Genomic DNA, 14,939 nt, shown 5'->3' with positions numbered 1-14,939 from the left:
GTGATTTGCAATAGACGTTAAGGCAGTCCCGTCAGGATTTCATCGCAAATGCCGGACGGGGACGCTCGGGATGCTGCTCGCCTGGAAACGGCATCGGAAATTCTTCCGGCACATAATCGGCGGCTCTGGTCTTATGCGCTAAAATGACAGAATCCGGCGCCGGACGGCCGTTAATGTCATGTCCTTCACGGATGATCCGTTCCTGATTGATGATGTATTTCAGCTCTTCCTTGATAATCTCTGTATGACGTGTCGGTTCTGCCTTGAGTACGGCTGACACTATACCGAGTTTGACCTGTTTCGGAATGCGCTCGAAATTCTCAAGCATCAGGAACTTGATGGACGGCCGGACAGATGACGACAGCAGCAAGCTGAGAATCAGTTTTTTGCGGATATCGTGCCGTAAATTTCCGGCTTCGGTGAGTTCAAAGAATTCACGAACGAATTGCCGGGGCGCGATTTCACCATCCAGCAGCGATTTGAGGTTTTCGCGCAATGCCGCCGTATATTGCTGACGGCTTTCCGTGACGATCTTCGACGCATGTTGCCTGACTTTGCCGATGCTGTCGGGCTCAAACGCATGGTCGGTGACATACTTCAGGCATTCGCGCACAAGCTCGTGACGGGACGTCTCGCCGATGATCTCGACCACGCCGCGGACAAGTTTCGTGGAATTGCCGAGCGGGCAAAGCCTTGCCGTCGCCGCCAGCGCCATTGATCCTTCCGGATCACGCGAACAGACCATCGCCAAAGCCAGCGGATCTTCCAGGCCCGACAAATCTATGTCCCTGTTCAGCAGATTTTCCGGCACCAATAGCCGGTCTTCATCGCCCGGGATAATCAGCGGTTCTCGATTTTTGTAACTCTGCTTGATACCGAGCGCCGTCTGCAGCCCTTCCTGCGAGAGGCCAAGCGCATTGAAAGCGGATGAACTCACGCCACGACCCTCACATTTTGCGGGCGCATCGGGCGCATGGGCGTGCTCGCGCGCTCCAGCCATTCCTTGAACATCCGTGCACCGTCGCGAAGCGAAATCGGTTTAAGCGCACGATTGATGGCTTCCTGCTGCAAAAGCGACTGACGCATGGCAGCCAGTTCGCTCTCGCGCCCAAGACGCCAAGCCAGGGGGACCCCGTCCATGGCATCGAGGGTACGCTCCTTGGCGCCGATAACATCCGCCAGGATCAGGGTCAGAAACTGAATGGCGTCTTCGTTTGGGCGGGCCGTACCACGGCGCCATTTGCTGACGGTCGAAGGCGCAACCCCCAACATCCGGGCGATATCCTTACCTGCTATGCCACCGTCCGTAAGCCCTCTGAAAACAGGCCGGACGTCAACCATGTCAGCCGCCCAGGCTGCAGGAACGTCTGTTTCCGGCGTCGCAGCCCGCATCACGTCGTCCATCATATCGAAAACCCCAGAATACCCATTTGAATGCCCAGTTATCGCCAAAGCCGAATCCGCTTTAACTAATCTTTGTATATAATGGTTAACAAAAAACCCACATCTCGTACAACCAACAAAATATAGGGTTTTGATACAATTCCGGGTCTCCCCTCCGACTTTTCCATGAGGTAGTGTTTTCAGGTGAGAATTGGCATTGACCTCGGCGGCACAAAGATTGAAGCCATCGTCCTCGGCGGCGATGGCCGCGAACGCGCGCGCCAACGGATAGCAAGCCCGCGCGATGATTATGACGCGACCGTCCGGGCCATTGCCGGTCTTGTCGAGGTTGTCGCCGAAGACGCCGGCTGTGCACCGGAAACACCGGTTGGCGTCGGCATTCCCGGCGCGACGTCACCCAGGACGGGTCTGGTCAAGAACGCCAACTCGACATGGTTGATCGGGCATGCGCTGGACCGCGACCTTGAAAGCGCCCTCAAACGACCCGTCCGCATTGCCAACGATGCCAACTGTTTCGCCGTGTCCGAAGCCGTCGACGGCGCCGGACAGGGCTGCGCGATGGTCTTCGGGATCATTCTCGGAACGGGCGTCGGCGGGGGGCTGGCGATCAACGGACAGGCCCATGCCGGGATGAATGCCATAGCCGGCGAATGGGGACACAATCCCCTGCCCTGGACGCAAGCCATTGGCGGGCTCTCCGAACATCCGGGGCCGAAGTGTTATTGCGGCAAGAACGGCTGCATCGAAACCTTTCTGTCCGGCCCCGGATTTAGCAGCGACCACAAGGCCGGCGGCGGCGGCGACATGCCGGCAAATGACATCGTCGCCCTTGCCGCAAGGGGTGACTCACTCGCCCATGAAAGCCTGCAGCGCTATGTCGACCGTCTGGCCCGGGCCGTTTCCGGCGTCATCAACATCCTCGACCCGGACATCATTGTGTTCGGCGGCGGCCTGTCGCACCTTGAAATCATCTACGACGTCCTGCCGAAGGCACTCGGGCAATATGTCTTCTCGGATGTCTGCGAGACCCCCATCGTCAAGAACCGGCACGGCGACAGTTCCGGTGTCAGAGGCGCCGCCTGGTTATGGCCGAACGAATAGAAAGTAGTGAACATCCATGAGCGTTAAGATTGAAAAGAAACCAAACGGCGTTGCCGAAATCGTCATATCGCGCTTTGAAAAGCGTCATGCCTTCAACACGGAAATCGTCAACGGCATTGCCGCATCTGCGGCTTCCCTTGCTGCCGATAAGGATCTCAGGGTTGTGGTTTTGAGAAGCGAGGGCGACAAGGTCTTCTCCGCCGGTGCCGATATAACCGAACTGTCGTCCCTGACCAAAGACACCGCATTCGCCTTCATCGATAACCTGCGCCGTGCCATTCAGGCCGTCTTCGACATCCCCGTGCCGGTAATCTGCCGGCTGCAGGGTGCTTGTATCGGCGGCGCCATGGAACTGGCGGCGGCATGCGATCTTCGGGTTGCCAGTGAGAACGCCAGCTTCTGCATGCCGGAAGTTCGCGTCGGCATTCCCTCCGTCATTCAGGCGGTGCTGCTGCCCCGCCTGATGGGCCGGGGCCGGGCCGGCTGGCTGGTGCTGTCCGGTGAGGTCATCGATGCGAAAACCGCCTATGACTGGGGCTTCGTCGAGAAACTGGTGAAACCGGAAGCTCTGGATGGCGCTGTCGATACGGCGGTTGCGGCGATTCTCGCCTCTGCACCCGGCGCCGTCAGAACGCAAAAACGCCTCAACCAGTCATGGGATGAACTGCCCATTGACGAGGCCATCGCTGAGAGCATGGAGGCTTTTGCCGCTTCTTATAACAGCGCCGAGCCGGCAGAATTCATGGCCCGGGTATTGCGGCCGAAAACCTAATCCGCGACCACAAGCAACCGAACCGGGGGCTTCATCAACGAAGGTTTACTGGCTTCTAGTGCGCCATCAGCATCGGTATCTTGGAATGGCCGAGCACATGCTTGGTCACGCCGCCCAGGATCAACTGCCGCATGCGGCTGTGCGTGTATGCCCCGCTCACCAACAGATCAGCACCGAATTTCTCGCATTCTTCCAGAAGCCGCGGCCCCACACTTCCAGCAGGAGCTTCAAAAATCTTGGTGTCCGGGACGATCCCGTGCCATTCAAGATATTGCGCCAGTTCAGGACCACGTGCACCCGATGTTCTGAAGCTGTCGGCGGTCAGCACCATCACCGCGTCCGCCTGCTCCAGAAGGCGCACTGCAGTCGATACTGCCCGTGCCGATTGTACGCTGCCGTTCCACGAAATCGCTATGCGTTTGCGCTTGGATTCCGATGCCCCCGGCGGCACGACGAGAACCGGACGGCCACTTTCAAAAATCGCGGCGTTGAGGGTCATCGGCGTCAGGACATCGTCACTGTCGCCGGGCCGGGCAACAACGATCAGGTCGTTAAGGCGGCCAATGCGAGCAACCACCTCATCCTCGCGGCCATGCTCATGACGCCACGAGACCGTCATCATTTTCTCGCCACTGGGTTTGTCAGCAACCTTCGCGTTATGACGTTTGACACTTTCATCGAAGAGTTTTCGGGCACGCGAAACCCGCTCAGAGGCTTCCTTCTCCGCCATATTGATCATGTCTTCGACCATGGCGACCGACATCCCCTCCCCCAATAACGGGATGGATTCCTTGGCTTCCGGCTCGACATGAAGAACCTCAAGATGGCTTTTCAGATCTTTGGCGACCGAATATGCCTTATCCAGAACTTGTTCGTTTTCCGGAGCTCCACTCAGGGGACACAGGATCGTATTGACCATTGAGCACCTCTACCTGTCTTGAATTATTGTTGTCTAATATCATGCGCTTTTTCGCGGCAATTCGCAAAGCGTCGGTTAAATTTTCAGAACCTTAATGGCCTGCTTGACTGTTTCGCTTTTCTTTCCGGAACTATCAATGCGCGCCCAGGTCATATCACCCAGATTATAACCTGACTGCTGCTGCGCGACCTCGACCGTAACATCGGAAACGTTACGTTTGCGTGTCGAGACCCTTTGGATGCGTACCTCCTCCGGCGCGTCTACCCAAATACCCGTAAACGGGATTTTACATTCATCGGCCAGTGCTTCGGCGTCCAGCCGCTGCTCGCGTTTGGCAAAGACGGCATCCAGCACGACACTCTGCCCGTTGTTGATCGCATCGCGTGCTTGTTCGATGAATGTTTGATACGTCCGGACTGTCATTTCCGGGGTATATCCCTCCGCTCCGAGGCTTTCATTGGGATGCGTGCCGCTTAGGCGTTTTCTGACGACATCCGTGCGGACCACTCGCGCCCCAGGCGCACGCCCGATATAGGGGGCGATTTCACGTGCCAGACGTGATTTCCCCGACCCGGACAAGCCGCCGACGGCAACCATCTGGGGACTGTGATCGTTCAAATAGGTTTCCGCCAGGTCCAGATAACGCTGTGCCGTAGTTGCCTCGCGAGCCACTCCTTCGGGGTCTGATTGCGAAGCCGCGATCGCTGCGCCGACATGGGCGCGGATTTGCGCGCGCATCGTCAGAAAGACAGGCAGCACATTAAAGGTATCCGCCTGTTCGTCCCCGACATCGAGATAACGGTTAAACAGGAAGGCCGATAACCTGCGCTTGCCGTGAAAATCGAGATCCATCAGCAAAAAGGCGAGATCATAAAGCACATCTATTTCCGAGAACTCGCTCGAAAACTCAATGGCGTCGAAAAGCGTCGGCTGCCCATCCACCAGGCATATGTTTCTGAGGTGCAAATCGCCATGACAGGCACGCACACGGCCAACATCCCGGCGCTTGTCCAGCACGCCGGCCAGTTTATCGATCATACCGAGCGTCTTTGCCGTAACGGCTTCGGCCTGCGCGGGATCGAGAATGCCGCTTGCCTGATGCAGCTTGAAGGCCCGGATATTGTTTTCGGCAATCTTGCGTATACCGGGCGCACCGCCTGCGTGGCGTTTGATTTCAGCCTTGGCATGAAAGGTTGCAATCGTGTCCGCCAGATTTTCAATCAACGGCCGCCTCAGCCCCTTTTCAATCCCTGCCAGACGGTCGAACAGTGTGGCTTCATCGAAGCGCACCATCTCGACCAACCATTCGATTGTTTTCCCCCGGCCGTTCATGGCCAGCGTCCCGTTCTGTTCGGTTATGGGAACGACGCCTTTGTAAATACTCGGCGCTGTACGCCGGTTGATCTCTACCTCCTGCAGGCAGGCCTGGTGGCGGGCCTCAAGGGTCGTAAAATCAAGAAACGGGAATTTGACGGCGCGCTTCAGTTTGAAAGCACGCGTACCGCTCAGGAAAATGACCGAGATATGCGTGGTGATGATATTCGGTGGCGCACCATCCATCGCCAATGTGGCCGACAGGAATTCAATAACCTGCTGCTGTTCCGTTTCAGCCATGATTCAGCGAAAAGTCATGCGCATCTCTTCGACGCCCTCCGGATCTTCGTGAATGATAACTTCGGCATTGGGAAATGCCTCCATCAGTTCGCGCTCAACTTCTTCCGAGATATCGTGCGCCTGCTTCAGCATCATGTCTCCATCCAGTTCCAGGTGAAACTGGATAAAGACGTGCACGCCGGATGACCGGGTTCTGAGATCATGAAGCCCTTTTACTTCTTCATGCGCCATGACGATGTTGCGGATTTTCTGGCGGTCATCGTCTTCCAGTTCACGGTCCATGAGGATCGCCAGTGATGTCTTGCCGATCCCCCATGCCCCCTTGACGATATACAAAGCAATCAGGATCGCGATCAACGGGTCGGCATATTTCCAACCGAAATAGCTGGACAGAAACAACGACCCCATAACGCCGAGATTGATCAGCACGTCCGTTTTATAGTGCAAACTATCGGCATTGATTGCGACCGAACCGGATTTGCTGACCACGTAACGCTGGAATCCGACCAGCAGTATCGTAAGGGCAATAGAAAACACCATGACCGCATAGCCGATATCGGCATTCACGACGTCTCTTGGGTGCACCACCCTCTCGCCGGCCTGAACCAGCAGGAATGCTGCCGAGCCGCAGATAAAGGCAGCCTGTGCGAGACTCGCCAGCGGCTCGGCCTTGCCGTGTCCAAAACGGTGTTCGCGATCAGCCGGCTGCAAGGCATGGTGAACGGCAAGCAAATTGACCAGCGATGCCGCTGCATCAAGGATGGAATCGATCAGCGTCGACAACAGGCTTACCGAATCCGTCATCAGCCAGGCGACGAATTTCGTGACGATCAAAATCGATGCCACGCTTACTGACGCAATGGCAGCCGCACGCATAAGGCTGCCGCCCCGAATCACGGGATGCGGGGCATTTACATTGCCGTTTGTCGGAGGTTCGTGCGTCACGCTCACGGGAACAGGCGCTCCGTCGTCCAGCCTTCGCCATCACGATGATATACGATTCGTTCGTGCAGTCGGAATTTTCCGTCCGACCAGAATTCGATCAATTGCGGTATGACCCGAAAACCGGACCAGAATTCCGGGCGCGGCACTTCGCCAATATTGAATTTGGCCGTGTACTCGGCGACCCGGCGCTCAAGGATGAACATGCCTTCCATTGGACGGGACTGTTTCGACGCCCATGCGCCAATCCGGCTGCCACGCGCACGGGACTGGAAGTAAGTATCGGCTTCCTCGTCGCTGACAGGCGATGCCTTACCTTCAACGCGCACCTGTTTGCGCAGGCTTTTCCAATGAAAATTAAGGGCAACATGCGGGTTATCCGCGAGTTGGCGGCCCTTGTTGCTTTCAAGGTTGGTATAGAAAACAAAACCGGCTGTATCGAAGTCCTTCAACAGCACCATCCGCGACGACGGGTGGCCATCCGGCGTTGCCGTTGCCAGATTCATCGCATTCGGGTCGTTCAGTTCGCTTTCTTTGGCCTTTTCGAACCAGCTTCCGAAAAGCTCAAAAGGTTCTTTTAAGTCTGCCATGTCGCGTTCCGTGATTTCTGTCACTGAATTCAATTTAATTGTGCGCTATAATGCTGCCGCATTTTCGCCATAACCCGTTGATATAGGGATATGTGGTGAAAGTCGACATTCGATCGCCAAGATATTTGCCGTGCTTTTGATGGATGTTCACGGTAACTGCTCTAAAGATCGCCAACACTAACATGACAGAGGCACTTTCCCGCAATGAAGACGACAAAACCACTGATCGCCATCGTTTTATGTCTGGCCCTGGCCGCCTGTGAACAAGGCCGTGAAAAAGAAACCATCGGCACCTTGGCCGGTGCCGGTCTGGGCGCGCTTTTGGGTTCGCAAATCGGTGGCGGCAAAGGGGCTATGGCAGCTATTGCTGTCGGCACATTGGCCGGTGCATGGGCCGGGAGCGAAATCGGCAAGTCGCTGGACAAGGCCGACAAGCAGTATGCCCAACGCACGGCGCAGGATGCCCTTGAATACAACAAGGTCGGACAGGCATCCACATGGCGGAATCCCGACTCGGGCCATTCCGGCACTGTAACCCCCGTCAGCACCTACCGTACCACTGAAGGTTCGGATTGCCGCGAGTTCGAAACTTCGATCTACGTTGACGGCAAGCAGGAAAAAGGCGTCGGCACGGCTTGCCGCCAAGCGGACGGCACCTGGAAAATCGCGGGTTGAACGCCGGCTTTCGATCAGCCGCTCTATGGGGGCTGATCGTTTGGCTGAGTTTCCTGCTCCCCCTTTCCCCGGTTCGTGCTGAAGAGCGGATAAGTTTTCGCAACGAACAGGGCGAGGCAATCAACGCGGTCTTTCTGCCCGCACCGGCCGGAAGTGCCACACCGTCACCAGCCGTCGTCATACTGCACGGTTGTGCCGGGCTATTCACCAAATCCGGCAAAGTGCGGGCACGCGAACGTGCCTGGGCCGACATCCTGCAAAAAGAAGGCTGGGCCCTGCTGCTTCCTGACAGTTTTGGCTCACGCGGTTTCGGCAGTCTGTGCCAGACCCGGGAAAGACCGGTGAAGCCGGATCTTCAACGTCCATACGATGCCATGGCGGCGCTGCGGTATTTGTCCGGGCGAGCGGGTATCGATCCGAACAAGATCGCCCTGCTCGGTTGGTCCAACGGCGCCATGGCCGGCCTGCACACGATCCGCGCCGGCGCCCCTGCCGCAAAAGGGAACGGAAAGTCCGACTTCCGGACAGCCGTCCTGTTTTATCCGGGATGCATTGCGCTCAAGAAATCATTCCCGGACTACCGGCCGCGTGTCCCGGCCCTGATCCAGCACGGGGCACTTGATGACTGGACCATTGCCGCGCCGTGCAGAGAACTGGTTCAGCGCGTGAATGGCGCCGGCAACGCCCCACCGATGTTTATCGATATCTATCCGGGCGCCTATCATAACTTCGATCATCCGAGTTCGAAGCTCAAAACGATCATTACAAAAAGCGCCGGCTATGCCGCTGGGCAGAAGCAAGTCCACGTAGGCAGCAATCCCGCGGCGCGCGCCAAGGCGATTTCCCGGACACTTGAATGGCTCCGTGCGCATCTTTCTTGAGCGTCCCCACAGCGGCGCTTAGGATGCCGCTACCATGACAGAAACAAATCCGAATTCCGAACCACCGATCCGCGCTGCCATCGTCCCGGTGACCCCGCTACAGCAGAATTGCAGCCTTGTCTGGTGTATTGAAACCAACAAGGGCGCGTTCATCGATCCCGGCGGCGATATAGACAGGCTTTTGGCAGCCGCCCGCGAAACCGGCTGCGAAATCGAAAAGATCATGCTGACGCACGGCCATGCCGATCATGCGGGTGCCGCCGACGAATTGCGCGAACGGCTGGGTGTGCCGATCGAAGGGCCGCACATCGATGACAAGTTCTGGATCAAGGATATCCCGACGTCGTCCGCCAAGTACGGGTTTCCGGGTGGGCGAGCGTTTGAATCCGACCGCTGGCTCGAAGGCGGCGATACGGTGTCACTCGGAAATGTCACATTCGATGTGTATCATTGTCCCGGCCATACACCGGGTCATGTGGTGTTTCACCAGCCGGAGAGTTCAGTTGCCTTTGTCGGCGATGTATTGTTTCAGGGATCGATCGGGCGAACCGACTTCCCGAAGGGGGACCACGATCAGTTGATAAACTCGATCACCACGCAGTTGTGGCCGCTCGGCGATGATACGGCATTCGTACCGGGACACGGTCCGATGTCGACCTTTGGCCAGGAACGAAAGACCAATCCCTACGTCGGCGGCACCTGAAGCCACGAAACGCAAGGAGCGAGACCATGCCAGATCCGATCCTGAACGAATGCGTCAATCCGGTCTGCCCGTTCTCCGGTAAGCCGGTCGAGCCGGACAGCCTGACATTCTATCGCGGCCATACGGTCGGTTTCTGTAATCCCGGCTGCCGCGACAAGTTCGCCGCAAACCCGGACGGTTTTCCTGACGCCCAAACCTTTTTCGATGAACGGATCGGAGAATCCAAAGCATGAGCGCGCACCTGATCGAGAGCATCGAGGCCCTCGAAGAGATTTATCACAGCCCCGCCGAAGCTTCGCTGGTCAAGGAGAGTACCTATGTGACCGAAGAGTACCGCCGCCTGATCGAGGCCTCGCCGTTTGTCGCCCTGGCTTCCGTCGCCGACGAAGGCATCGACTGTTCGCCGCGGGGCGATCTCAAGGGGTTTGTCCGCATTCACGACGAAAAGACCCTGATGATCCCCGACCGGCGCGGCAATAACCGTGTCGATACGTTGCGCAATATCGTCCGCGACCCGCGCGTCGCACTCCTGTTCCTGATCCCGGGGGCCGGCACGACACTTCGGATTAACGGCCGCGCAAAGCTCAGCATCGACCCCGAACTGCTGGAAAGCTTCACCGAGCAGGGCAAACCGCCGCGCTCCGTCATCGTCATCGATATCGACGTCATTTATTTCCAGTGCGCGCGTGCCATCCTGCGCGCGAAACTGTGGGATCCGGCCGAGCATGAGGACCCGAAATCCCTGCCGTCACCCGGCGATATTTTGGCGGCGCAGACCAAAACCCGCGACGACGGTGGCATTGACGGCGAAGCCTACGACGCCGAATGGCCCGGACGGGCGGCAAAGTCGCTGTGGTGATGCCCTTCCCCCTTGCATATCCGGGGTTTGGCGCTTAAACCTCGCGCCTGAATTCACAATAACTGCCATACGCCCGGAGATCGCCGCCGTGACCGACACCATGCATCCTTTCCGTACGCATACCTGCGACGCAATGCGTCCCGAGCACGTTGGCGAGACGGTCCGTCTGTCCGGCTGGGTTCACCGCAAGCGCGACCACGGCAACCTGCTGTTTGTCGACCTGCGCGATCACTTCGGGCTGACCCAGTGCGTTATCGACACCTCGAGCGATCTGTTCCCGATCGTCGAAGAAGCACGCCCGGAAAGCGTGCTGACCATCACCGGCGAGGTCGTCGAGCGTTCAGCGGAAACCATCAACGCGAACATCCCGACCGGACATGTCGAAATCCGCATTCGCGCGGTAAATGTCGAAGGCCCGGCGGAAGTGTTGCCGTTGCAGGTTGCGGGCGATCAGGAATATGGTGAGGACATACGTCTGCGTTATCGTTTCCTCGATCTGCGGCGCGAGAAAATGCAGCGGAACATCAAGCTCCGGAACGGGGTCATCGCCTCGATCCGCCGCCGCATGACGGACTTGGGCTTCCTCGAATTTCAAACGCCGATCCTGACCGCGTCGTCGCCCGAAGGTGCGCGCGACTATCTGGTGCCGGCCCGTAACCATCCCGGTAAGTTCTATGCCCTGCCGCAGGCGCCGCAGCAGTTCAAGCAGTTGCTGATGGTGTCCGGCTTCGACAAGTACTTCCAGATCGCACCGTGCTTCCGTGACGAAGACGCGCGTGCCGACCGCTCGCCGGGCGAGTTCTATCAACTCGATTTCGAAATGGCCTTCGTCACACAGGAAGACGTTTTCCGCACCATCGAGCCGGTCATGGCCGGTGTGTTCGAGGAATTCGCCGACGGCCGTAAGGTGACGCCGACGCCGTTCCCGGAAATTCCCTATGCGGAATCAATGGCCAAGTACGGCTCCGACAAGCCGGACCTCAGAAACCCGATCGAGATGCAGGACGTGACCGAGCATTTCCGCGGTTCCGGGTTCAAGGTCTTCGCCGGCATGATCGAAAAGAACGACGCCGTCCGCGTTATCGCCATTCCGGCCAAGACCGGCGGCAGCCGCGCCTTTTGCGACCGTATGAATTCGTGGGCGCAGAGCGAAGGCCAGCCCGGCCTGGGCTACATCTTCTTCCGTGACGGCGAAGGTGCCGGACCGATCGCCAAGAATATCGGCGAAGAACGCACCGAAGCCGTGCGCAGCCAGCTCGACCTCGCGGACGGCGATGCCGTGTTCTTCGTCTGCGGCGATCCCAAGGAAACCTCTGCCTTTGCTGGCGCCGCCCGCATGAAGGCCGGTACCGACCTCGATCTGTGCGAAAAGGACGTGTTCCGCTTCTGCTGGATCGTCGACTACCCGATGTACGAACTGGACGACGACGGCAAGGTCGAGTTCTCGCACAACCCGTTCTCGATGCCGCAGGGTGGCCTTGAGGCGCTGGAAACCAAAGACCCGCTCGATATCTTGGCCTACCAGTACGACATCGTTTGCAACGGCGTAGAGCTGTCGTCGGGCGCGATCCGGAACCACCGCGCCGACATCATGGTCAAAGCTTTTGAGATCGCCGGTTATGGCATGGATGTCATCGAGGACAAGTTCGGCGGCATGCTGCGCGCGTTCCAGTACGGCGCGCCGCCGCACGGTGGCTCGGCCCCCGGCATCGACCGTATCGTCATGCTTTTGGCCGACGAGCAGAACATCCGCGAAGTGATCGCCTTCCCCATGAACCAGCAGGCCGAAGATCTTCTGATGGGCGCGCCCACGGAAGTGGAAGCCCGACGCCTGAAGGAACTGTCGATCAAGCTGGACATGCCGAAGGCGAAAAAAGTTGGTCCCGCGCCTGCGGAAGACTGAGCACCGCCGTTTCTTCCGGTAGCCCTTACTCGGCGAGTTCAATCAGCCGACGCACGCCTTGCACCAGCAATCCATCCGGACGTCCCATCTCTTCGACAAGCGTGAAATGATTATAGCCGGGCGGCACTGACAATTCCGCCGTCAGGCCGGCCTGCTGCAATGCGTCGGCATACGCCGCCGATTGCCGCTGCAGTTCGCTCAATTCGTCGCCACCGACATACAGCAGATAAGGAATGCGCCGCGCAGGGATGTTGTGGATAGGACTGAGCGGCACGATCTCGGACTGGCTTAAGTTGAGAATGTCGTTGATGTAGGTCTTCTCAATCGGTTCCAGGTCGAAAACTCCGCTGACCGACAGGACACCTGCGACATGCGGATGCGCCGCGGCAGCGGCAGCCAGATGCCCGCCGGCCGACCAGCCGCTGACAAATATCCCCGTTGGGTCGAAACCGAGATCGTTTGCTGCATCGTACAGAAAATCGAGCGCCTGCATGGTCTCGCCGACGATCTGCGTGAGAGAGGCCTCGGGGGCCAGCGTATACCCGATGACCGCCACGTTGATCCCGAGCGGCACCAGGCCATCAGCGACATAGGAGAACGTCTCCTTGCTGTTGCGCTGCCAGTATCCGCCGTGGATGAAAACAAGGAGCGGTGCGTTCTGCGGCGCCGCCTGAAAATAATCGATCTTGTTCCTGGGCAGCGGACCGTAGGCAAGATCGAGACGGGCGTTCGGTTTCGCACGAACCGTTTTCCCGATCCGCTCCCAATCCTCTACCCGATCAGCACTGTCTTTGACAGCTGCGGAGTTATTGTACGCCGCATCAAGGGAGACCTTGTCCAACCTCCGATACACTTCACCTTCAGGCATGCCGCCCCCCTTCTTTTTGTTATTCGCCGGATATCGACATTTTCGCGCGGACGGGCCCGATATTACTGCTCAATTTTTTCGTGATCGAACGACGCACCGCATTGAACTCTTCCGACGACACATCGCGCGGACGCGGCAGATCGACGGCGATATCGCTATCGATACGGCCAGGCGATGCACTCATGACGACGATCCGGTCAGCCAGGACGACGGCCTCTTCCACGGAATGCGTAACGAAAATGACAGTCAGGTTGGTTTGCGCCCAGATATCGAGCAACTCTTCCTGCAATTTGGCGCGGGTCAGCGCATCCAAGGCACCGAACGGCTCGTCCATCAGCAAAAGATCCGTATCGTTGGCCAGCACCCGGGCGATGGCAACCCGTTGCTTCATCCCGCCCGACAACTGGCTTGGGTAGTGGTTTGCAAACGCCGACAGACCAACCATGTCGATAAACTTGTCGGTGATCTTCTTAACTTCCTTGCTGGCGTGGCCACGGTGGTGCGGGCCGAAGGAAATGTTGTCGTAGACCGTCAGCCAGGGAAACAACGCATAGTCCTGGAAAACGATCCCTCTGTCCGGCCCCGGTTTGTCGATGACACGGCCATACAGTGCCGCCTCACCGGCGGTCGCATTCTCGAACCCGGCGATGATCCTGAGCAGCGTCGACTTGCCGCAACCGGACGCACCCAGAAGGCAAATGAACTCGCCCTTCTCGATATTCAGGTCGATATTGCTTAATGCCACCGTATCGCCGTTGTCGGACGGAAATACCTTGTCCAACTTGCTGACACGCAGGATCGGTTGCGACCCCTTGATACGATTGGAATGTGTCTCAGACATGATGTTGCGGGCTCCATCTCAGTAACCGGTTGTTCAGCATGATGATCAAGCGGTCGGAAAAATACCCGGTAATCCCGATGACGATCATACCGGTGATGACGAGGTCGGTTCGCGACAGCGTCCTGCCGTCCATGATGACGGCACCCAATCCCTCGGGCACGCCGGTCATTTCGCCGACGACGATGAGGATCCAGGCAAAGCCGTGTCCCAGGCGCAGGCCGTTAAAAATGTTCGGCGTGGCGGCCGGCAGGACGACGGCGCGAAAAAGCTGCGATCCTTCACAACCAAGCATCGACGCGGCCTCGAACAGTTTGGCGTCAACGGACTTCACACCAAACACCGTGTTCAGAAGGATCGGATAGAAGGCGCCGAGGAAAACCAGAAATATTGCCGAGCGAGGGCCCAATCCGAAGAAGATCATCGAAAGCGGCAGCCAAGCGGTGACGGGCACCGGGCGCAACAAAGACAACGTCGGGTCAAGCATTTCACGCAGAAGCTTAAACCGACCGAGCATGATACCCAGCGGAATGGCGATCACCGCGGCAAGAAAGAAACCGCCGTAAACCCGCTGCAGCGACACCCACAAATGGGTCGGCAGACTGGCGCTGAATGCATCATCGTAAATGCCGCCGAATGCAAAGTCCCACATCATCAGGATGACTTCATATGGCGGCGGGATCAGACGCGTCCCCGTCCACCGTACCATGAATTCCCAGAACCCGATCAATGTGAGGGGAAAGATGAGGCCAAGGGCGAATTTGCGGGCGCTCATCATGGCCGACTTGGCAAAGGCGGATTGCGCCGGGGAAATGTCCCCCGGCGCATCGCTTATTGCTTGCGGCGCGAGTTCAGCAAGCTTGCTCATCG

General features: G+C 58.0%; 17 protein-coding genes. 8 read left to right on the top strand and 9 right to left on the bottom strand.

The features are described from left to right. Positions 1 to 31 precede the first annotated feature (31 nt). Positions 32 to 937, bottom strand: coding sequence for a hypothetical protein (locus tag L2D14_09430; protein ID WNJ98103.1), 906 nt, complete (start codon positions 935 to 937; stop codon positions 32 to 34). Then, positions 934 to 1,407 (bottom strand): helix-turn-helix domain-containing protein, encoded by a 474-nt coding sequence (locus L2D14_09425; GenBank protein ID WNJ98102.1) that lies wholly within the window; start codon positions 1,405 to 1,407, stop codon positions 934 to 936. The genes L2D14_09430 and L2D14_09425 overlap by 4 nt, the downstream gene beginning before the upstream one ends. A gap of 180 nt (positions 1,408 to 1,587) precedes the next feature. Here L2D14_09425 and L2D14_09420 point away from each other — a divergent pair, with 180 nt between their 5' ends. Together L2D14_09420 and L2D14_09415 are read left to right on the top strand one after the other, a co-directional pair. Continuing rightward, the gene (locus L2D14_09420) at positions 1,588 to 2,505 is read left to right on the top strand and encodes an ROK family protein (GenBank protein WNJ98101.1); all 918 of its coding nucleotides are present in this window, start codon (positions 1,588 to 1,590) and stop codon (positions 2,503 to 2,505) included. Positions 2,506 to 2,521: 16 nt separating this feature from the next. Next, complete coding sequence (locus L2D14_09415) at positions 2,522 to 3,277, top strand: enoyl-CoA hydratase (protein WNJ98100.1); 756 nt, start codon at positions 2,522 to 2,524, stop codon at positions 3,275 to 3,277. 55 nt (positions 3,278 to 3,332) lie between these two features. On the opposite strand, the gene L2D14_09410 is transcribed toward L2D14_09415, so the two are convergent. From L2D14_09410 to pdxH, 4 genes are all read right to left on the bottom strand, one after another. Beyond that, positions 3,333 to 4,196 (bottom strand): universal stress protein, encoded by an 864-nt coding sequence (locus L2D14_09410; GenBank protein WNJ98099.1) that lies wholly within the window; start codon positions 4,194 to 4,196, stop codon positions 3,333 to 3,335. A gap of 75 nt (positions 4,197 to 4,271) precedes the next feature. Continuing rightward, positions 4,272 to 5,810: an AAA family ATPase gene (locus L2D14_09405; protein WNJ98098.1), complete on the bottom strand. Its 1,539-nt coding sequence runs from the start codon at positions 5,808 to 5,810 to the stop codon at positions 4,272 to 4,274. A gap of 3 nt (positions 5,811 to 5,813) precedes the next feature. After that, entirely contained in the window at positions 5,814 to 6,686 is an 873-nt protein-coding gene (locus L2D14_09400; protein ID WNJ98097.1) for a cation diffusion facilitator family transporter, read from the bottom strand. Positions 6,687 to 6,757: 71 nt separating this feature from the next. Beyond that, entirely contained in the window at positions 6,758 to 7,342 is a 585-nt protein-coding gene (pdxH, locus tag L2D14_09395; GenBank protein WNJ98096.1) for a pyridoxamine 5'-phosphate oxidase, read from the bottom strand. Between the two features lie 204 nt (positions 7,343 to 7,546). On the opposite strand from pdxH, the gene L2D14_09390 reads away from it, so the two are divergent. The 6 genes from L2D14_09390 to aspS all read left to right on the top strand — a co-directional run bounded on the left by L2D14_09390 (position 7,547) and on the right by aspS (position 12,363). Then, complete coding sequence (locus L2D14_09390; protein ID WNJ98095.1) at positions 7,547 to 8,017, top strand: RT0821/Lpp0805 family surface protein; 471 nt, start codon at positions 7,547 to 7,549, stop codon at positions 8,015 to 8,017. Beyond that, positions 8,014 to 8,898, top strand: a complete 885-nt coding sequence (locus L2D14_09385; GenBank protein ID WNJ98094.1) for a dienelactone hydrolase family protein — start codon at positions 8,014 to 8,016, stop codon at positions 8,896 to 8,898. Before L2D14_09390 ends, L2D14_09385 begins: the two co-directional genes overlap by 4 nt. A gap of 34 nt (positions 8,899 to 8,932) precedes the next feature. Then, the gene (locus tag L2D14_09380; GenBank protein ID WNJ98093.1) at positions 8,933 to 9,601 is read left to right on the top strand and encodes an MBL fold metallo-hydrolase; all 669 of its coding nucleotides are present in this window, start codon (positions 8,933 to 8,935) and stop codon (positions 9,599 to 9,601) included. Positions 9,602 to 9,627: 26 nt separating this feature from the next. Next, the gene (locus tag L2D14_09375) at positions 9,628 to 9,834 is read left to right on the top strand and encodes a hypothetical protein (GenBank protein ID WNJ98092.1); all 207 of its coding nucleotides are present in this window, start codon (positions 9,628 to 9,630) and stop codon (positions 9,832 to 9,834) included. Further along, positions 9,831 to 10,460: a pyridoxamine 5'-phosphate oxidase family protein gene (locus L2D14_09370; protein ID WNJ98091.1), complete on the top strand. Its 630-nt coding sequence runs from the start codon at positions 9,831 to 9,833 to the stop codon at positions 10,458 to 10,460. The genes L2D14_09375 and L2D14_09370 overlap by 4 nt, the downstream gene beginning before the upstream one ends. A 100-nt stretch (positions 10,461 to 10,560) precedes the next feature. After that, entirely contained in the window at positions 10,561 to 12,363 is a 1,803-nt protein-coding gene (gene aspS, locus L2D14_09365) for an aspartate--tRNA ligase (protein WNK01669.1), read from the top strand. Between the two features lie 25 nt (positions 12,364 to 12,388). Here the strand turns inward: aspS and L2D14_09360 are convergent, their stop codons facing one another. Genes L2D14_09360 through L2D14_09350 form a run of 3 tightly spaced genes read right to left on the bottom strand, consistent with a single transcriptional unit; the run spans position 12,389 to position 14,937 of the window. Further along, positions 12,389 to 13,231: an alpha/beta hydrolase gene (locus L2D14_09360; protein WNK01626.1), complete on the bottom strand. Its 843-nt coding sequence runs from the start codon at positions 13,229 to 13,231 to the stop codon at positions 12,389 to 12,391. Positions 13,232 to 13,250: 19 nt separating this feature from the next. Continuing rightward, a complete protein-coding gene (locus L2D14_09355) occupies positions 13,251 to 14,072 on the bottom strand; it encodes an ABC transporter ATP-binding protein (protein WNK01625.1) in 822 nt (273 codons plus the stop codon). Next, positions 14,065 to 14,937, bottom strand: coding sequence for an ABC transporter permease (locus L2D14_09350; protein ID WNK01624.1), 873 nt, complete (start codon positions 14,935 to 14,937; stop codon positions 14,065 to 14,067). Before L2D14_09350 ends, L2D14_09355 begins: the two co-directional genes overlap by 8 nt. Positions 14,938 to 14,939: the final 2 nt, after the last annotated feature.

The organism is Thalassospiraceae bacterium LMO-JJ14 (assembly GCA_021555105.2).
Lineage (GTDB): Bacteria > Pseudomonadota > Alphaproteobacteria > Rhodospirillales > Casp-alpha2 > UBA4479.
Note: the sequence above shows the minus strand (reverse complement) of the source record. Positions and strands in the feature narration are given on the sequence as shown.